At 48.1% G+C, this 19,955-nt stretch carries 17 protein-coding genes and 1 other annotated feature; of the genes, 8 read left to right on the top strand and 9 right to left on the bottom strand.

Features of this window, described 5'->3' with window-relative positions:
- The first annotated feature begins 345 nt into the window (after positions 1-345).
- Positions 346-1,074: a class I SAM-dependent methyltransferase gene (locus tag EKM92_RS10285; RefSeq protein WP_125710485.1), complete on the top strand. Its 729-nt coding sequence runs from the start codon at positions 346-348 to the stop codon at positions 1,072-1,074.
- Positions 1,075-1,115: 41 nt separating this feature from the next.
- Here EKM92_RS10285 and EKM92_RS10290 read toward each other — a convergent pair whose 3' ends face one another.
- Positions 1,116-2,660 (bottom strand): ABC-F family ATP-binding cassette domain-containing protein, encoded by a 1,545-nt coding sequence (locus EKM92_RS10290; RefSeq protein ID WP_125710487.1) that lies wholly within the window; start codon positions 2,658-2,660, stop codon positions 1,116-1,118.
- Between the two features lie 186 nt (positions 2,661-2,846).
- On the opposite strand from EKM92_RS10290, the gene lepB reads away from it, so the two are divergent.
- Entirely contained in the window at positions 2,847-3,446 is a 600-nt protein-coding gene (gene lepB / locus EKM92_RS10295; protein ID WP_225420785.1) for a signal peptidase I, read from the top strand.
- A 519-nt stretch (positions 3,447-3,965) separates the two neighbouring features.
- On the opposite strand, the gene EKM92_RS10300 is transcribed toward lepB, so the two are convergent.
- From EKM92_RS10300 to EKM92_RS10320, 5 genes are all read right to left on the bottom strand, one after another.
- Positions 3,966-4,556 carry a hypothetical protein gene (locus tag EKM92_RS10300; protein WP_125710489.1) on the bottom strand — a complete coding sequence of 197 codons (591 nt, stop codon included), beginning with the start codon at positions 4,554-4,556 and terminating at the stop codon, positions 3,966-3,968.
- Between the two features lie 165 nt (positions 4,557-4,721).
- A complete protein-coding gene (locus EKM92_RS10305; RefSeq protein WP_125710491.1) occupies positions 4,722-5,465 on the bottom strand; it encodes a DUF975 family protein in 744 nt (247 codons plus the stop codon).
- A complete protein-coding gene (locus tag EKM92_RS10310; protein WP_125710493.1) occupies positions 5,465-6,256 on the bottom strand; it encodes a glycosyltransferase family 2 protein in 792 nt (263 codons plus the stop codon). Before EKM92_RS10310 ends, EKM92_RS10305 begins: the two co-directional genes overlap by 1 nt.
- 113 nt (positions 6,257-6,369) lie before the next feature.
- Entirely contained in the window at positions 6,370-7,131 is a 762-nt protein-coding gene (locus EKM92_RS10315) for a DeoR family transcriptional regulator (protein WP_125710495.1), read from the bottom strand.
- 465 nt (positions 7,132-7,596) lie between these two features.
- Positions 7,597-8,292 carry a hydrolase gene (locus tag EKM92_RS10320; protein ID WP_338035121.1) on the bottom strand — a complete coding sequence of 232 codons (696 nt, stop codon included), beginning with the start codon at positions 8,290-8,292 and terminating at the stop codon, positions 7,597-7,599.
- 294 nt (positions 8,293-8,586) lie between these two features.
- Positions 8,587-8,827: a binding site (T-box leader), on the top strand.
- A 52-nt stretch (positions 8,828-8,879) separates the two neighbouring features.
- On the opposite strand from EKM92_RS10320, the gene EKM92_RS10325 reads away from it, so the two are divergent.
- The 5 genes from EKM92_RS10325 to brnQ all read left to right on the top strand — a co-directional run bounded on the left by EKM92_RS10325 (position 8,880) and on the right by brnQ (position 15,318).
- Positions 8,880-9,677, top strand: coding sequence for a homoserine O-acetyltransferase/O-succinyltransferase family protein (locus tag EKM92_RS10325; protein WP_125710496.1), 798 nt, complete (start codon positions 8,880-8,882; stop codon positions 9,675-9,677).
- Positions 9,670-10,785: a trans-sulfuration enzyme family protein gene (locus EKM92_RS10330; protein WP_125710498.1), complete on the top strand. Its 1,116-nt coding sequence runs from the start codon at positions 9,670-9,672 to the stop codon at positions 10,783-10,785. The genes EKM92_RS10325 and EKM92_RS10330 overlap by 8 nt, the downstream gene beginning before the upstream one ends.
- 5 nt (positions 10,786-10,790) lie before the next feature.
- Positions 10,791-11,933, top strand: a complete 1,143-nt coding sequence (locus EKM92_RS10335) for a trans-sulfuration enzyme family protein (protein ID WP_125710500.1) — start codon at positions 10,791-10,793, stop codon at positions 11,931-11,933.
- Between the two features lie 312 nt (positions 11,934-12,245).
- The gene (locus EKM92_RS10340; protein WP_164509973.1) at positions 12,246-13,538 is read left to right on the top strand and encodes a homoserine dehydrogenase; all 1,293 of its coding nucleotides are present in this window, start codon (positions 12,246-12,248) and stop codon (positions 13,536-13,538) included.
- Between the two features lie 391 nt (positions 13,539-13,929).
- Positions 13,930-15,318 (top strand): branched-chain amino acid transport system II carrier protein, encoded by a 1,389-nt coding sequence (gene brnQ, locus EKM92_RS10345; RefSeq protein WP_420812582.1) that lies wholly within the window; start codon positions 13,930-13,932, stop codon positions 15,316-15,318.
- A gap of 144 nt (positions 15,319-15,462) precedes the next feature.
- Here the strand turns inward: brnQ and EKM92_RS10350 are convergent, their stop codons facing one another.
- On the bottom strand, positions 15,463-15,780 hold the full coding sequence (locus EKM92_RS10350) for a transposase (RefSeq protein WP_125710506.1): 318 nt from the start codon (positions 15,778-15,780) through the stop codon (positions 15,463-15,465).
- 213 nt (positions 15,781-15,993) lie between these two features.
- Here EKM92_RS10350 and EKM92_RS10355 point away from each other — a divergent pair, with 213 nt between their 5' ends.
- Complete coding sequence (locus EKM92_RS10355) at positions 15,994-18,699, top strand: cation-translocating P-type ATPase (RefSeq protein WP_125710508.1); 2,706 nt, start codon at positions 15,994-15,996, stop codon at positions 18,697-18,699.
- A gap of 57 nt (positions 18,700-18,756) precedes the next feature.
- On the opposite strand, the gene EKM92_RS10360 is transcribed toward EKM92_RS10355, so the two are convergent.
- A complete protein-coding gene (locus tag EKM92_RS10360) occupies positions 18,757-19,083 on the bottom strand; it encodes a DUF202 domain-containing protein (protein WP_125710510.1) in 327 nt (108 codons plus the stop codon).
- Positions 19,084-19,107: 24 nt separating this feature from the next.
- Positions 19,108-19,953, bottom strand: coding sequence for a PTS system mannose/fructose/sorbose family transporter subunit IID (locus tag EKM92_RS10365; RefSeq protein ID WP_125710512.1), 846 nt, complete (start codon positions 19,951-19,953; stop codon positions 19,108-19,110).
- Positions 19,954-19,955 lie beyond the last annotated feature (2 nt).

Consider the following 19,955-nt stretch of genomic DNA (forward strand, 5'->3'; position numbering starts at 1 on the left):
TCATGTTTAATTCTTTTCAATTAAGAAAAGCCCTATCACATTTACGAAACTTTGTTCAGTTTTCAAAGGACTACCTTGTTGATAGTTGCAATCAACTTCATAAGTTTATCATAACCATCAGTTTGTTGTCAAGAAGAAGTTTTAAAAGTTTTTTTGGTTGATTGCTCATTCGCAATCGCGACAACTTTTATATCTTACCAGCTTTTTCAGAAAGTGTCAACAACTATTTTTGATGACCTTTTGGAAATGCCGGTGTTATCAAAAAGACAACTTTGATATCATACCAAGTAGAGATGCTTGCGTCAAGGACTTTTCACTAAAACTTTTTTAGGAGGTTGAACCTCAATGGATGAATCACAATGGGATGAATTTGCTGAAACCTACGCTGCGATCCAACGCGAATCGACATTGCCGATTGAACAAGATGTGATCAATGCATTAGCAAAACGTTATTCACTTGCTAATCTTACAGTGGCAGACGTCGCCGCAGGTTCTGGGCGCTATGCGCTACCTTTAAGCCAACATGGCGCTCAAGTGACCTTATACGATTGGTCAGCGGCAATGCTCATTCAAGCTCAGCAGTGGCTGCTAGAACACCACCAACAAGCGCATTACCAACAGGCAAATTGGAAGACGCTACAAGGACCACTTGCTGATGTCGTATTTGTCAGTCAATTGCCCACCCTCAAGCCCACACAACTGCTTCAATTAGAAGGTCTTGCTCGAAAAGCCGTGGTGATCAACACGCAAAGCCAACAAAGTGACAGTGTCCAACAACAACTCGCGGAACAATTGGATTGGCCGATCCCACCGGTTTATCAAGCTGACCCACGACACGCGAAAAGCTACTTCACCCAACTGGCACAACTTCATCGAAAGGTCTATCACCAAAGCTTCACGTATCAGCGACAAGTGACCACCACGATCAATGACGAACTTCAAAGCTTTGAACGGCCATTTTCGCTTAAACTAGCGACACAAATGGCGACGCAATTTCACGTCGCGCATCCCCAAGCACCACTCACCACCACGATCACTTATCAATTTGAATTGATCGATTGGCGCAAACCTTAATCACCAACAAAACCCACCAGCCGCAGCTGATGGGTTTTGTGTTAGTGATGACGTAAGTTTTCGATATTGATACGGGTATCCACCCATGAATCATCGTAAAAACCAGCTTCATGTGATACCAGCAATACAGCACCTGGGTAATTGATCAACGCGGTGCGCAACGCATTTTTAGTATCGTCATCTAAATGGTTGGTCGGTTCATCCATTACTAAGATATTGGTGTCTTGCAACATCAAATCGGCAATTTTCACTTTGCTTTGTTCCCCACCAGATAATAACTGCAGTGGTTTGTCCGCTTCTTCACGCGTTAACGCCGTCCGTGACAACACTTGTCGCAACGGCCGCTGCGACAACGCCGGGTATTCGCCTAACAGAAACTGCAAGGGGCTTTGCTTTGGGATCGCCCAACGCAATTCTTGTTCGAAGTAGCCAAACACGACGTTTTCAGCGATCGATACGGAACCGTCAAGAGCTGGGATCTGACCGAGGATCGTTTTCAACAAGGTCGATTTCCCGATCCCGTTGAACCCTTCTAAGGCGATCACTTCATTTTTCCCGACAGAAAAGTTGATCGGTGCTAGCAGCGGCTTTTCATACCCCACCACCAAGTTGTTCACATCCACTAAGATCTGACGTTGAACCGGCGTATATGGAAATTCAATATGTGCCTTAGCGCGGTTGCCAGGTGGCGTGAGGCGATCAATATGGGCGAGTTGCTTTTCACGGGAGCGCGCCATGGTCGATCGGGTGCCGGCTTTAAACTTGGCAATAAAGGCTTCAGACTTTTTGATTTGGGCTTGTTGTTTGTTATAAGCCTTCAAATAAGTCTCGTGGTCTTTTTCTTTTTGCTTCATCGCTTGGTTCAAAGAGCCAGTGTATTTGGTGATTTGGGCAAATTCAATGTCCAATACCGCATTGGTGACGTTTTGCAAAAAGTCGAAATCATGGGAAATGACGATAAAGGCGCCTTCGAAGTTTTGCAGCCACTCAGTCAACCATTCAATATGGCCAACGTCTAAGTAGTTGGTCGGTTCATCCAGCAACAACATGTCTGGCTTTTCTAATAGAAGCTTTGCTAAAATGATCTTTGACCGTTGGCCACCAGATAATGCATCAACTGGGTGATCAAAGCCAATGGCATCAAGGCCTAAGCCAGTGCCGACGGTTTCAATTTCGGTTTCTAGATCATAGAAGTTGCCAGCTTCTAAAGCTTGTTGCAATTCCCCAGCTTTAGCTAACAACTCGTCGTCTGGGTTTTCAGCATAATCGGCATAGATCTGGTTCATTTTCGCTTCTTTGGCATACAAGTCCGCAAAAGCGGTTTTTAAAAAGTCCATGATCGATTGGCCAGGCTGTAAGTTGGCATACTGATCCAAATAGCCGACGCGAACATGTTTTTGCCAAATAATCGTGCCTTCGTCTGGTTCCAAAGTCCCAGTCAGGATCTTAATGAGGGTCGATTTTCCGACCCCATTTTGACCCACGATGCCTAAGTGGTCTTCCTTATTGACTTGAAAGCTGGCATCTTGGTAGAGCTGCTTATCGATAAAACGTTGTGACAGATGCGTGACGGTCAAGACACTCATGGGTCGGATCCTCCTCTGATGGGTTTTCTGAAAATTCTTCTATAATAGGCTAGCACAACTTGAAAGCCGTGGCAAACACACCAGGCACTTATGAAACTAAAATTCTCCCATTGTCTCGGGACATTTCTTTGTATTGATGCTTGCCTGTGTTAAACTTAACGCAAATAATCCTTCGAGGTGGCTTCGTTGAAAAAACAAAAATCCAGTGCCTTCCGCTCGGCAGTCGAGTTGATCGTGTTGTTCCTGGTCGTGATCTTAGGCACACAGCTTTTGATGCATTACGTCTTAAGCAAAGATATCGTCCAAGGCACTTCGATGCAGCCGACTCTTGAAGATGGCGACCGCTTGTACAGCGTCCGCAACAAGGCGGTACGCCGCAACAATATCGTGGTGATCGACGCCCCTGACAAACCGGGGCAGCTATACATCAAGCGAGTCATCGGTATGCCAGGAGACACTGTCGCGGTGAAAAGCGGCACCCTTTACATCAATGGTAAAAAGCAAAACCAACCTTATCTCAAAACCAAGTTCATGCAATCCGAACTCAACGCTTACGCCGCCCAACAAGGCGTCGCAGTTGGCAGCTTACAATTCACCACTGATTTCAATATTGCCACGTTAGCGTCCACCCAATCCAAAACTGTGCCTAAAGGCGAGTACTTTGTGATGGGGGATAACCGCTTAGTTTCTCACGATGGCCGCGACTTCGGTTTCATCGCCAAAGATAAAATTCAATCTGTTGTGGTTTGGCGCTACTGGCCATTGAACAAAATGAAAATCTATTGATCTGGTTAGCCTCGGCCTCGTGCCGAGGCTTTTTTGATGCGTTGCCTCAGGCATGAAAAGTTGTGGGCTGCGACGATTTGGTTTTGCTACGGTGAATGGGACAAGTTGCCAGTGCGGCCGGTTTCAGAAATCGGCAAAATGCGCCGATGTTCTTGCACCTAGATTTTGAGCCAAAGAAAATCACTTTGTCTCAAAATCTGCCGGTGAAATCTGCGCGAACCGCCACAAACCGGCGTTTCACTTGATTTCACTCCCACAGGCAATTGTCCCATTCACCTCCGCTTCACCAAATCATCTCCGCCCACAGCTTTTCTTCATTGGTGTCATAAGATCACAAATCAAATACACGGCATTCATCAAACTAAATGCGGTAACGCAGTTCGTAGCCTTCAAGCGGCACTCTGCTTGAGCAACGGCAGTGATTTGAAATTGGGACGGAAGCTGGCCAGCTGGAGTCCCAATTTCAAATCACCGCCATTCAAAAAACAGGCAAGCCGTGTGGCCTTGCCTGTTTAAACGTTAATGTGGTGTGACTGACGCTAAATGATAACCTTCAGCGATATTGTCTTGGCCCAGAAATTCAACTTCAGTGCCTGCCACTAGTTTTTCATAACCATAGTGATCGATGGCTTGGGCGAGATCCATTTCAGTTTCGCCAGTGTCGATTGCCTTAAGCCCTAACACATCATGCACTGGTAGCTGTTGCGGCTGTTCGATCAGTTGCTTAGCGGCGCGTCCGCCTGACACCCGCACGTAAAAGTCGAAGTCGGCACCGACCAAATGCAAAAAGGTCAAATAAATCGGCGCGATTTGCATCAGGCTGTATTCATTGGCTTTGATCTCTGCAACGAACACATCCACTGTCGTCGGGGTCAACGTTAATTCGCGGTTGGCCCGCCCTTTCAACGTGATGTGATCGCCATCAACCGTCAACGTCACCCCAGTTGATACGGCTCCGATCACATGGGTGAAGCTACCACGCGATGGTAACTTCGACTTGCCATTGATCAATTGCACCACAAACAATGTCCGGTCATTCAACAACGCCAACCCATCTTCTGGAATCGCGCGGATTGCCGGCTTCTTCAGTGCCTCTAATACATTTTCCATCAACCCATCTCCTCCAAGAATGTTGATCGATAAAACATTCTTTGCCTTAAATATACCCCTCTTGAAATCGATTTCAAGGTTTTGATTGACAAATCGCCATCGACTGCCATTTAGGTAATAGGCCCAAACAAAAAGTCGAATCCTTTCAGGATTCGACTACATCGTTTATTGTAAATCAGCTAATTTTTGGGCGTATTGGGTTTGGACATTTTGATAAAAGCCGGCATCCACCAACTGCAAGTAAGGATCGATCATAAAGTCAAACAAATGCCAAGTGATTGCTTTAAGGATCGTCCAGCCTAACAAACTCAACTTCAACACGAAGTAATCAAGCTTGTTGCCACGCATCATTTGCCACGAGTGACCGACTGCTTGCATCGCACTGAAGCGACCATTTTCTGAGTGAGTCTTGCCATCGTAGTAAATGTAAAAGCTCATCGACGTTCCAAAAACGATCGGGATCGCCGGAATGATAAACGCCATCATCCCGATCAAATACAAGACGACGGTGAACACCCACACAAACAAGATCCCAAAGAAAAATTGGCCGTTGAACAACCGCATCACCGCATGACCTGGTCGCACGCGATCAGCGCCACGATAAACATCTAACGCCGTAAAGGCAACGCCTTGAGTGAACCACAACAACACCAGCGGCTTCAACAACGGCATAGAGGTGTCTGAATGTTGTTGGTAATAAGTGGCAAATTGTTCCGGCTGCACGGCCAGGCGCGCCACGCCAAATTTGGTCATCACTGCCACCATGCCGAGTACCGTCACCAACGTGAAAAATACAGTGATCAGCCAAGGCAACAGGTTCGCGATCATCATTTGCCCCCAAACACCGTGTTGTCGCAGTTGGGCTTTGGCGCGTTGTTTGATCTGTTGTCGCGTTAAGTTAGGTTGCATTAGTGGTTGGACTCCTCCTTAGGTAAGTTCGGTGCCGCAACACCAACGGCGCGTTTTTCATTCATGGCAATTTGGCTGATGCGCCACAATGCCCACAATTGTTGTGGGATCGCGCCGATCACCCCAAGCGATTGCGTCGCAGAATCTGAGCGCACCACATGGTGATAACCAGGGGTCCCATAATAATAAAAGCGACTCGTCGCCATGATATAAGCGGTGTTGAATAATTCATCTTCCATGATCGCAACGTTTTCGTCAAAGGTCAAATTCAACGCTTCGATCACTGAACGGCGGTAAAACTTGTTCCATAAATAACCGCGCACTTGCCCGACTGGTGCAAGCATCCCGCGCATCAACTGCGCTTTGGTCAACTCGCGATCACCGAGTAATTTCTCAGGTACCGGTTGCGGTTCAGGATTATCGGTATAAAAGGGACTGATGAGCAAATCGTAAGGCCCAGCTTCTAACGTCGACACAAAGTTCTGGATGTACGTTGGTGACACCCAGTCGTCACCATCCATAAACGCGATATATAACCCGCGCGCTTTGGCTAAGCCAGCATTGCGCGCCGCAGACACCCCGCGATTCTCCGCCAAATAAATTGGCTCGACGCGGCGGTCGAGTTTGGCCGCTTGGGCGATCACTGCAGCCGAATCATCAGTCGAGCAATCGTCGATCAAAATGATCTGCAAATTCAAATAAGTCTGCGCCATCAGACTTTGCACACTACGTTTGAGATACTGTTCCACGTTATAAACCGGAACGATCACCGACACTAACGGTTCTGCCACACACTCACCTACTTTTTAATATGCCTTTCAGTATAACCGTCAGGCAGGATTCAAACAAATTCTAACAACTTCTGGGTCGCAATAACATGAAAGCTGAGAAGCTTAAGCACAGATTAAGGAATCGCCACGATCAAATCAGTGTTTTCGTCAAACCAATTTTTTTGTTCGGGTAAAATCGCCGTATCTGAGATCAAGGTATCAATGGCATTGAGTTCAAAGCCGCGATAAGTGGCATCAGTCCCGAATTTCTGGGCTTCAGCGACAACCACCACTTTTTTGGCGGTTTTGGCGACAGTGCCTTTGATCTGCGCATCATTTTCATAAGCAAAGAACAACCCGTCAGCATTGACTGCAGTGGCACCAATAAACGCCGCGTCAAAATGGACCTGACTCAACGCTTGCAGTCCCGCCACTGAATAAAAGAACCGCGCATGATGGTTCAAGTTGCCACCAAGTAGCCGCAACGTCACCTCAGGCCGCACCGCCAAAGCGATCGCATTATCTAGCGAATGGGTGTAGATCGTCACTGGCACGGTGATACTTTGCGATAACTTCAACAAGGTCGTGGAGTCATCGATAAAATACACCCCACCTGGTTGGATCAACTTCAAAGCTTCTCGGGCCATGGCCGCTTTTTCCGCTGAGAACAGCTTTTGACGTTCGGAGTAACTCGGGATCGTGTGGCCAAAGGTCAAACTCACGATCCCACCGCGGGTGCGGCGCCCGGCACCCGCTGCATCTAAGGCCACAATGTCGCGGCGGGCAGTATCCCGCGATACCCCAACGGCTTGCATGATATCTTCGATGCTCAATTCTTGTTTTTCATCTAACAGTTTTTTGATTTGTTCAAACCGTTTTTCCCGATACATGGCCATAGCAAAACCTCCGCCGACATAATTACTTCTATTATAACCGAAACCCTAGACTTCTGCCTAACGGTTCAGTGGTGGTGATTTGAAATGGGGACTCCAGCTGGCTCTTCGGTGCATAGTGAGGGTCCTCGGCCGAGCTAGCCGAGCTGTGTCGCTGCGCTCCCCACTCGCCGGATCTCGACCTGCGGAACGGATTGAGCGAAATTACCGAACGTGGCAGAAATATTGGCTGAGACAGCGGGTTTTACTGGCTCAACCAATATTTCAGGTAAATTTGAATACAAGTGATCTTCTTGGCTTCAAATTTAGGCAAAAGAGCATTGGCCTGGGTTTTGGCCAATCTCTGACGCCGGCCGGCCACGAGAGGTAATTTCGCTCAAGCCGCGGAACCAGTCCTCTGGCGCCAGATGACGGCATCGAAGCGCAAAAAAATCACCAAGACGGTGAGGTCTTGGTGATTAAAAGCGTTTAGCCGACCACTTCAACAGTGGCATATAAAATACCGGCAGATGGAATTTGTGAACTTGGCATTGCCACGTCAAGTTGGTTAGGATTGCCCGCGGCAAAAGAGCCGGTATCATTGACAGTACGGTACCATACTGTGCCATCAGATAACGTGATCTTTAACTTAGTCCCACGTGGGAAGGTGGACAAGTTGGCAGCCACACCACTGTAGCCCATGTTAGAGCCCATGACAGCAGGATCATAGAAACTTAATTTGAAAGTTCCTTTGTTGGTCGTGGTGGTTGCAGCGGCTGTGCTTTGGCTAGCAGCCGCTTGTTGTTGGGCTGCGGCTTGTTGTTGCGCGGCAGCTTGCTGAGCAGCAGCTTCTTGGGCCGCTTTTTCTTGAGCAGCCTTTTGAGCAGCGGCTTCTTGGGCGGCTTTTAACGCAGCAGCCTTGGCTTCAGCAGCTTTTTGGGCCGCGATGCGTTCGTTTTCTTCGGCGATCAAGTTGCGGCCTGGTTTGATGACGATTTTTTTCACTGGGTGTAAGACGCGGTTGGTCTTCACCACAGTTTTAGCAGAATCTTCTGCTGTGGCTTGGTTATCGTTTGATTGTGCCTGATGTTGGGCACTCGTGTTGGTGTCGATCGCTTCGACCGACTTGGTGGCGGTATTGATGGCAAACATGCTACCTAAAACTGTAACGGCAGCTGCTGCCATAACGTGTAGTCGTTGACTTAAAATAAGCTTCACTCCTAATAATTTGTGTTCCGTTCCCCTTAACACCATGCAGTATAGGCAATGGGTATGTCACCTTAATACCAGAGAGATGTCAAATTCCATCAAAATCGTCATATTGTTACCTTCCTGTTACACAAGGAACCTGAAATATTTTTGTTACAAAATGACTTATCCGCTTACAAATTCCAACTAAGCCTGTTCTCATCGGATTCTGTGGGAAAAATGGCAAAAAGCCTTGACGGCCATGAGAATTTGCCGTAAGCTGACAATAATCAAAACACGTTGACGAGATAAGTAAAAGTTACAGTTTCCAAAGAGAGCCGGTGGTTGGTGTAAATCGGTGAAACCAGACTTCGAAAATGGTCTCTGAGTATTGTGGTCGTGAGCTCTTGCAAGCGACTACCGGGTACGCCCGTTATTGCGTTACCGTATCGCGCCTAGGCGCCGTACGCATAAGTGTTTATTGGTAACAATAAACAAAATTCGGGTGGTACCACGCAAACGCGTCCCGTGATCAAATTTGATCACGAGGCGCGTTTTTTTATTTCAAAAAGGAGGATCTGCATATGGCAACTGTTTCGATTTTAACCGGCTTAACCCAAAATACCATTGTTCCAAACGCTGATGCACTGCGTTTGTTGGTGTTGAACTTAATGCCGAACCGCGCGGTCACTGAACGCCAGCTCGCTGCAGTGTTTGCCCAAGGTCAACAAGACGTTGCGTTGACCTTTTGCTTGCCGAATACTCATCACATCAACAAACATGCCGCGCAGATCCGCCAAGCTTATGCGACATTTGATCAAGTTGAAGCCCAATACTTTGATGGGTTGATCATCACTGGGGCGCCGCTTGATCAACTCGAATTTTCGCAAATCGACTTTTGGCCAGAGTTTCGGCGGATCTTGACTTGGCGCAAAGCCCATACCAAAGGCGCGTTATTCATTTGCTGGGGCGCATATGCCGCTGGTGAACTCGATGGGGTGTTTCATGGGAAACAATTAAGCGAGAAGATCTCTGGGATTTACACCACTGATGGGTTGACGATGCCACATTCGCGTTACTTCACCATTCCGCTAGATGCTGTGTTACGCGGCAACGTCTTAGCTGGCTCGCAAGCGTTAGGCGCCACGTTGATCGAAGATGCGCGCAGCAACTCTTGGTATCTCGCGGGACATTTGGAATATCAAACTGGGACCTTACGCGCAGAATATTATCGCGATTTACACAAAGATCCCCAAACGCCGCTGCCAGCACATTATTTCGACCGCGACTTACAACCACAAAACACATGGCATGATCAAGCCACTCAAGTTTACACATCTTGGTTACACACATTAAATGCACGGAGGCAAGCACATGGTTAAACTCGCAACGCAATTAGTTCAAGGCACTAACGGCACAGATGATCAAAATACAGGCGCAGTAGTGCCGCCGTTATATTTATCGACTGCCTTTCGTCATCCCGGCCTCGGCCAATCAACTGGCTATGACTATTCGCGGTTGACCACGCCGACGCGAGCACTCCTTGAAAAGCAACTGGCTGCCATTGAACACGGGAGTCATGCATTTGCCGTCAGCTCTGGGATGGCCGCCATTGATTTAGTTTTCTCCACCTTCACCAAAACTGGTGATCACTTCATCGCTTCCGATGATTTATACGGCGGCAGTTTCCGCTACTTCGACGAACGCGCAGAACGCTATCAAATTCCATATGAAACTTGGGACGGTATTGATGTTGACGCGTTGTTGCTCGCCATCAAACCAAACACGCGGTTGATTTGGTTAGAAACGCCTTCTAATCCGACGATGAAAGTGATCGATATTGAAGCTGTCACAACCGCTGTGCATGCGGTGCGGCCAGATATTTTGATCGCAGTGGACAACACCTTCTTAACGCCAGTGTATCAACAACCGTTAACCCTAGGCGCAGACATTGTCGTTCACTCCGCCACCAAATACCTCGGCGGCCATAATGATATTTTAGCAGGCGCCGTGATCACCGCTGATGACGACTTAGGCGAACAGTTGAGTCAACAGCTCACCACCACCGGCCAAAACCTTGATCCTTTCGACGCTTGGTTGTTGATCCGCTCGCTGAAAACTTTAACCATTCGCATGCATGCCCACACCGACAACGCCCGCATTCTCGCCAAACACCTCGAAAGCTTGACCGGCGTGGATCGCGTCTTGTACGCTGGGGTCGGTGGGATGATCAGCTTCTATTTAAACGACCAATATTCTGTTGATCAATTCTTGCAAAACTTAAAAGTCGGCTCGTTTGCTGAAAGCCTTGGCTCAGTTGAAACTTTGATCACCATTCCTGCCATTCAAACTCACCATGATATGCCTCAAGCACAACGCGAAGCGCTTGGCATTTTCAACAATTTGATCCGCGTTTCCGTTGGCTTAGAAGACGCCCAAGACATTACCGACGACTTCGATCAAGCCATCGCCAACGCCAAAAAGGAGTAATTCACATGCATGACAACACTAAAATCATCAAAGCCACCACGGTTAAAGATCCCCTCAGCGGTGCCGTCAACACCCCCATCGCATTAAGCTCGACGTTTTATCAAAATGATTTCGATCACTTCGGGGAGTTCGACTACTCACGCTCTGGCAATCCCACCCGCAAAGCTGGCGAACAAGCTGTCGCTGCGCTTGAAGGCGGTCAATTCGGTTACTTATATAGTACTGGGATGGCGGCGATCTCCAGTGTGTTAAGCATTTTCTCTCAAGGCGACCACTTATTAGTCACGAAATTTGTTTACGGCGGAACTTTCCGAATCTTAGAAGAAGTGTTGTCACGCTTTGGCATCACCCACACTTTCGTCGATCCCACGAATTTAGCCGAAGTTGAAGCTGCGATCCAACCGAACACCAAAGCCATTTACATCGAATCGCCTTCAAATCCTGTGTTGAAAGTCACCGACATCCCCGCGATCGTTAAAGTCGCTAAAGCGCATGACCTCATCACCATCGCCGACAACACCTTCATGTCCCCAGTACTGCAAAAGCCATTAAGCTTAGGCGTCGACATCGTGGTGCATTCCGCAACGAAATTCTTATCTGGCCATTCTGATATTTTAGCTGGCGCTGCCGTTACCAACGATCCCGGTTTAGCCAGTCGCATTTACTTCATTCAAAATGCTTTCGGCGCGACACTCGGCGTCACTGATACTTTCTTGTTAGTTCGCGGGATCAAAACCTTAGGCGTGCGGATGGCCCAATCTAGCAAATCCGCGCAACAAATCGCGGAATGGTTGGACGCTCAACCACAAGTCACTCGTGTCTGTTACCCCGGTTTAAAATCTGACCCAGGCTACGCGATCCAACAAAAACAAGCTGTCAACGGCGGTGCCGTGTTGAGTTTTGATGTCGGTAGCGCTGAAAACGCAAAGATTTTAGCAGAAAGCTTAAGCATTCCAGAATTTTCCGTCAGCTTAGGTGGCGTGGAAACGATCCTTTCTTATCCACCAAAAATGAGTCACGCAGAAATGAGTCCAGAAGAACAATTAGCATGCGGCATCACGCCAGGCCTATTGCGCTTCTCTGTCGGCTTGGAAGATCCTGAAGATTTGATCGCGGACTTGCAACAAGGCTTAGCGAAGTGCAAGTAACTGCAGGTAGCTTGCTTCACTGCGAAGCATTGGACAAGTTATCGTGCGGCCGACTACAGAAATCGGCACAAACCGCCGATGTTCTTTCGTCTAAAAATCAAGCCAAGAAAACCACTTGTCTTGATTTTTGCCGGTGAAATCTGCACGAGCCACCAAAGTTCGGTGTCTCATTTGATTTCACTTTCACGATAATTGTCAAATACTTCTCCGTTTCGCTTCTTGGCCACCGGCGACACACAAGCCGTCACGCGACTTTGCATGAGAGATAAACAAACGTCATTTGAAACACGGCACACAGAAAGGAAGACTCAGATGAGCACACTGAACGTTGGGCTGTTAGGCCTAGGTACAGTCGGTCGTGGCGTCGCCAATATTATCGCGCGACAAACGCCGCAACTGGCGCCATTAAATCTTAAAATCACCCGCGCAGCAGTGCGCAATCTAACGCCTGAGCGCCAGGCAAGCTTCCCTGATATTGCTTTGACCACTGACGCCTTGAGCATCGTCAACGATCCTGACATTGACATCATCATCGAAGTCCTCGGCGGCATCGATTTGCCTTTTGCATTGCTACAACAAGCGTTGAAAAACGGCAAACAAGTGATCACTGCCAACAAAGACTTGATCGCAACTCATGGCGCTGAACTCACAGCCTTAGCGCAACAACATCATGTGGCGTTGAATTACGAAGCTGCCGTGATGGGCAGTATTCCGATCCTGCGGACACTGAACACGAACTTTGCTGGCGACGACATCACGGCGTTAGCAGGTATTGCCAATGGGACGTCGAATTTCATTTTGTCTGCGATGCAAGCAGGTTCTAGCTATACTGAAGCGTTGCAGCTTGCACAACAAAAAGGCTTTGCCGAAGCTGACCCCACCAATGACGTTGAAGGCTTAGACGCAAGTTACAAATTGTTGATTTTAAGTCGCTTGGCCTTCAATCTCGATCCCAAGCTTTCGAGCATTCATCGCTTAGGGATCACCACTTTGCGTCGCGCAGATTTTGCGGCAGCAGATTTCTTCGGCTACACCATTAAGCCTTTGGTCCAAGCCATTCGCCATAATGAACAATTACATTTATCAGTAGCGCCGACGTTAGTCCCAAAAAGTCACGCTTTAGCTGGTGTCGCCAATGAATTCAACGCCATTCAACTCGTCTCCAACAACACCAACTCCCTCACTTTATCAGGCCCTGGTGCTGGTTCATTGCCAACAGCCAACGCTGTGGTCGCAGATTTACAAGCCGTCGCACTGAACTTGCAAGCACATTTGACCCCAGTCAACGCAGCAACGCATTTGCAAGCGGCCACTGCCTTAGACCTCCCAACACAACAAGCCATCAGCTTAACCACCAATGGTGTCGTCACCGGCTTAGACGTGGCCACACAGCTCGGGATCCATGGCCAGATCTATGCGGCAGGTGATCAGTTGCACTTATTGACGCAAGCCGTCGATCGTCGCACGGTGGCACAATGGCAAGATGCCTTGAGTCATTTTGTCGGGATCCAATTGCACCATATTTTACCGGTGTACGACCCGTCAATTCGCGGTTCCGTCGAAAAATTTCAAAGTGATGAGAAAAAAATGAACATTACTGCTTGACTTTGGGAAAACTTTAATCTATTCTAGTCACAACATCAATTAAGAAGACGTTGAGTAGCGAAGTAAACTAGAGTCTTGCTTGTCAGTGAGCCGCGTAAAGTGCGAAGCGGCCTTGCATTTCTAGTTGAAAGTAGGCTACGAGTCGTGACTGCGACTGAAACACTCTGGAAGTGGTCACTGGGATTGCGCCCATTACAGCAATGACGTATCGTCGGTTTTCGGCCGTACGTTTGGAGGTTTAGTCGGTGACGGCTAAACGAAACAAGGTGGTAACGCGCATTGGCGCCCTTGACAAATTCAATATTTGTCAAGGGCGTTTTTGTTTGGGTTAGGCCGACTCAAACAAACCCCTTCTTAAGGACATACACTTTTGGAGGTCATCACAATGGAAATCAAATCAGATCACAAACTCACTAAGAAGCAGTACTTGATTTTAGGTTCAATGTTATTCGGGTTATTCTTCGGGGCTGGGAATTTAATTTTCCCGATTCACTTAGGGCAGATCTCTGGGGGCAACTGGTTACCTGCAACATTAGGCTTTTTACTTTCCGCCGTGTTATTGCCATTGATGGCGATCTTAGCCATTGCGATGACCGAATCTGACAGTATGTATCACTTGGCTCGTCCCGTCGGCCACGGCTTTGCCTTATTCTTTCTGATCTGCACCCACGCTAGTTTGGGGCTGTTGATCGCAACGCCACGTACCGCAACCGTTACTTTTGAAATGGCGATCCAACCGTTTATTTCTAAAGGCAACACCCAAATGGCTTTATTGATTTTCTCCGCCATTTACTTCTTGATCACTTACTTGCTTTCTCGTCACCCACAAAAAATCACCGATTATGTTGGGAAGTTGCTTAACCCAGCTTTACTGTTATTATTAGCCGCTGCTTTCTTCGCAGCTTTCTTGATCAAAGGTGATGGCAGCACCTTAATGGCCAGCACCCATGCCACTAAAGCCATTTCCAACTTATCCAACGGCTTCTTACAAGGTTACAACACCATGGATGCGTTAGCTGGCTTAGGCTTTGGGGTCACCATTGTTTCTGCGTTGAAGTTCTTCGGCGTTACTACCGCCAAACATCGTTCTCAAGACGTTGCCAAAGTTGGTGCGATGTCGATGGGGCTTGAAGCTTTCGTTTATATTTTCTTGATCGCATTAGGTGTTTTATCTTTACACTTCACTAAAACCACTGCAAACGGCGGCCCAGCTTTCAACGCCATCATGACGCACTACACTGGCATGATCGGGACATCATTGCTTGGGGCCATGACCTTCTTAGCTTGCTTAACCAGTTGTATCGGCTTAGTTTCTAGCTTATCTCAAGACCTCGGCACGCGTTTTCCAAAAATCGGCTTCGGGAAATTTTTGATCGCCACTTGCACAGGTAGTTTCTTAATTTCAAACTTCGGGTTAAACCAAATCATCGCTTTATCTAGCCCGATCCTGATGTTGCTTTACCCATTAGCCATCGCGTTAATCTTATTAGGTTTGTTGCACCCATTCATCGGCAAGCAACAAACGATTTATCGCACGACCATTATCTTAACCATGATCCCTGCGATCTTAGATGCGATCCACTCTTTGCCACCTTACTTGGCGAACAACGCCTTCATCCAAGCCATTGATAACTTCGGTATGAAGTACATCCCAATGTTCTCGATTTCCATGGACTTCTTACCATTCATGCTTGTTGGTTTGATCGGCGGGACCTTGTTGGCAAAAATCACCGGCCAATCTTTCAATACGGAAGCCACAGGTGAATTATCTGAAAACTGATCGTCACCCAAAAGCATGTGATCACAGTCAGTCACATGGACGATCTTTCCTCCTTTAAGTCATACAGCAAAAGCCTCACGCAAAATGCGTGGGGCTTTTGTGATGATTTAATCATTTACCTGCTTAACGTCACAACAGTTCAACTCACTGCACCGCTTTGACCCATTTGGCACACAGGCCAGGATTAGAAATATTATATTTGACGCAAAGTTTGCGCAATGAGGTCCCGCCAGTTTGATACTCAGCGACAACTTGAGCCTTCAATTCTGCAGGATAACGGCGATTGCGACGATAAGGCACCAAAGCTTGCTCACCGTCTTGTTTAAACGCCCGCACCCAACCGGCTAATAAATGATGGTCGATACCAGTGGCTTTCTCCACGGCGCGCGCGGTTTGACCGTTGATGATCGCCATCACGGCTGAACGCTTTTCTTCTATTGTATAGTGGGACCATTGACGCATGTTTATCACCTCATGATTAAGTGTCGCATCTGTAACGCGTTACAGGTCAAGAATAATTCGTCGACCCTTGAAACTTGACAAGCATAGCGGCAATTCGTTACGCTTAAAGTAATCAAAAAACATTCGGTTGGGCGCAAGCTTCAAGTTCGTTTTCCTGGGGAGGAAGACACTTGTTGCTTGCGCTTTTTGCCGTTGTTTAAAGGAGGCCCCACCATGAAAGACCCCTACTTACATCCCAAAGCTGATGTTCTCAGCACTTTGAAAACTGATCGCCAACATGGCTTGACGCAAGCTGAAGCTGATCAACGCCTGGTAGCAAACGGCTTGAATCAATTGGAAAAAGCCAAAACCATCCCTGCTTGGCAACAATTACTTCACAGCCTCAAAGAACCGCTGATGATCATTTTATTTATCGCCGTCGGTTTAGGTGCTTTGAGCGCGTGGTACGACTTTGCCGTCACCAAAGACCACGCCCATGCCATGGCGTCAGTGTATGAAGCCATCGCCATTTTATTGTTGATCATGGTCAATGCTGGGTTATCGTTTTGGCAAGCGCGCGCCGCGCAGAAATCAATGGCCGCACTGCAGTCGATGGCCGCCCACCACGCTTTAGTGTTGCGCGATGACGAGTGGCAAGAAATTCCTGCCAAAGATCTTGTCGCCGGTGATATTTTGAAAGTCCACACTGGCGACTTCATCGAGGCAGACGTGCGGTGGCTGCATGTCGCGGAACTCACCACCAACGAATCACATCTCACTGGCGAAAGTGAACCCGTGACGAAACAAACGCACTCTTTAATAGAAGAAACAGGACTCGGTGATCGCTCAAACATGGGGTATTCTGGTGCCACCGTCACCCATGGCAACGGCATCGGTGTGGTGGTGGCGACTGGTATGGATACCGAATTAGGGCAAATCGCGCAACTGCTTGCCGCCGAAAAGCCTGGTAAAACCCCACTTGCTAAAAGCGTTGAACGTTTATCCAAACGCCTCATGATCGTCGCGTTGTTTGTGGTGATCCTCACACTTGGGTTAGAGCTGGTCAAATCAGTCACCGCCACTGGCTGGTCGTTTGCTGCAATTGCCGAAGCACTATCGACAGCAATTGCTTTAGCCGTCGCCGCGATCCCTGACGCGATGCCGGCAGTGCTTGCGATCGTGTTGACGATCGGTGCCAATCAGCTCGCGCAACACCAAGGGTTGATCAAATCGTTGAATGCCGTGGAAACCTTGGGTGCCACCAGCTTTATCGCCAGTGATAAAACTGGGACCTTAACGCAAAATCAAATGACGGTCACCGACTTTTGGGTTGCTGGAAAATACTATCATGTTGAAGGTAGCGGCTTAGAAGCTAGCGGGGAAATTTTCCCTGAAGGTGATTACCACGACTTCATTCAAGCCGCAGTGTTGAACAACGAAGCAGAAGTCCGCGTCGACGCTGACAACGAGTTGCAAGCATACGGCAATCCCACTGATGTCGCCTTAGTGGTTCTCGGTCAAAAAGCCGGGATCTTGCGCGGTGATCAACCTGTCGACATTTTGCGGGTGTTACCTTTTGATTCCACTCGTAAAATGATGTCAGTGGTGATCAAAGCAAATGATCACTATTATGTGCTGACCAAAGGCGCCCCAGATGTGATCCAACAACACCTCGCGCAAGCTTCTGAAGACTTGCCTGACGTGGTGATACATTTTGCCACCCAAGCTTTGCGTACCATCGCCGTGACCAGCCGCTTAATCGATGAAAATCTAGCGCGCCATGGTAGTGTTGCAGAGCTTGAGCAACAACTCAAGTTACTCGGCATTGCTGGTATCATCGACCCACCGCGTCCAGAAGTGAAGAAATCGGTCGCCACTTTGCATCAAGCTGGCGTGGCAGTGGTGATGATCACTGGCGATCACGCCGCAACCGCCCGCGCGATCGCGTTAAAACTCGGCATTGTGTCGGATCCTGATGCTTCAGTGATCGAAGGGGCTGCGTTAGATAGCATGGATGATCAAGCATTGTTTGACTTAGTGCCAAGTATTCGCATTTACGCGCGGGTGACGCCTGCGCATAAACAACGCATCATCAAAGCCTTGCAACAACATGATCAAATCGTCGCCATGACTGGTGACGGCATCAATGATGCCCCAGCGTTGAAAGCCGCAGACATCGGCATCGCCATGGGTATCAACGGGACGGAAGTCACCAAAGATGCCGCAGACTTAATTTTGCTTGATGACCGCTTCACCACCATTGAACATTCTGTGGAAGCTGGGCGGACGATTTTTGCCAATATCAAAAATTTCATGCGCCATGAACTCACCACTAACGTTGCCGAAGTGTTAGCCCTACTGCTCGGTGTCGCTTTGATGACGCAGCCAGTCGGACACGTCCCTGCCACCACTCCAGTGTTATCCGCCTTGATGGTGTTGTGGGTGAACATGGTGTCTGACGCGCTACCGAGTTTTGCCTTAGGCTACGACGTCCCAGAAGCCGACTTAATGAAACAACCCCCGCGCAATGTGCATCAATCGATTTTGCACGGGATGCTCGGCCGCATCGCGTTGCGCGGTATCGTCATGGGCGGTGTCGTTTATCTGGCGTTCTTATGGGCAGCGCATGCTGGCATGCGCCCCGCTGAAGCGCAAACGGTTGCCTTTTTAACCTTAGTCTTCGGCCAGCTGTGGCATGTCTTTGATGCCCGTAGCACGCGCACCCTGTTTCACCGCAACCCTTTTGAAAATGGTAAGTTGTTGATCGCCGTCGCCTTTGCCGCCGTCGCGTCATTATTAGTGACGGTGATGCCATTTTTCAACCTGGTGATGGGCACGGCACCGTTATCCAATGGGCTGTACTTGGCCGTGGTAGTGTTGCCGGCGATTCCGACGCTTTTGATTTCTGGGATCAAGGCGTTGTGGCTGAAAGGCAAATAAATCAAAAGAACCTGATCGCGCAAACGCGATCAGGTTCTTTTTCAGTATGGCGTCACCTTAACGCGTCGGTACTTTAAACCGATTGGTATGATGGGTATGCAGATAATTCACTTTGGCTTCATAGTCGTTGACGAGTTTCTTGAGATTCTGTTGTCCACGCCAACCTGTATAACCGAATAAGAACATCCCTAAAGCACCGATCCCAAAGATCACGCCACCAATGATGGCAACAACTGGATGCGTACTGTGATATAGTGCGAGCAATACAATCCCCACACCACTTAAGACAACACATAATTGGAACCAGTACCCAAGATTCTTCATCATGTGTTTTTGATACGCAACTTCTTGTTCATAGCCTTTACGCATTTCTGTAATGGTCATGGCTTCGTACTGCTCCTTTCTGAGTTAGTAAGTCAAACCAGGGTTGAAGAAACCAAGCAATACCCCGACTAATGAAACGACAACTAAGATCAACATCGTCCAAATTGCAGAGACATGCTTTTTAGACATTAACCACCAGCAGAACAAGGTCACAGCAACCGTTAAGATACCAGGGAAGATGCTGTCGAGTTTGTCTTGCAAATTCAAGAAGACTTTGCCATTGCTACCAACTAATTTCAAGGAAGTGGTGACGTTGACCCAAGAAGCCAAAACCCCACCAACAACCATACTACCGATAACACCGATCGCGTGACGAATCGCAGCGCCTTGCTTCCCAACTAAGAAGCTGACCGCTTTATCACCGAATTGATAACCGCGGAAGTATAAGAACCGTTGACCAAAGTAAGCGATCAAAACCCAAGCAATAATGTAGAAGATCGCCCCAACTGGTGAGCCACCGGAAGACATCCCCAAAGAGATCCCTAACAGAATTGGAATTAAGGTCCCATCGATCAATGAATCCCCGATCCCAGCAATTGGGCCCATTAAGCCGGCACGCATATCGTTGATAGTTTCACCGTCGATATCTTGGCCGTTAGCACGGGCTTCTTCCATACTTGCTGTGACCCCAACAATCACCGTCCCAAGCATTGGGTTGGTGTTGAAGAACGCAGTGTAAGCTTTGATGGCTTTGACTTGGTCATCATGATCAGGATACAGTTTTTTGATGATCGGCAACATGGAAGCCATGTAACCGAAAGTCTGCATATGTTCCTGTGAAAAGCAGGTCAACGCGCCCCAAAACCACAGATGAAATGAATGACTCAGGGTTTTATGGTCAATTTTTTTAACTTCTTGTGCTTTTTGCATGA

This window comes from Lacticaseibacillus porcinae (assembly GCF_003946305.1).
GTDB classification, from domain to species: Bacteria; Bacillota; Bacilli; order Lactobacillales; family Lactobacillaceae; genus Lacticaseibacillus; species Lacticaseibacillus porcinae.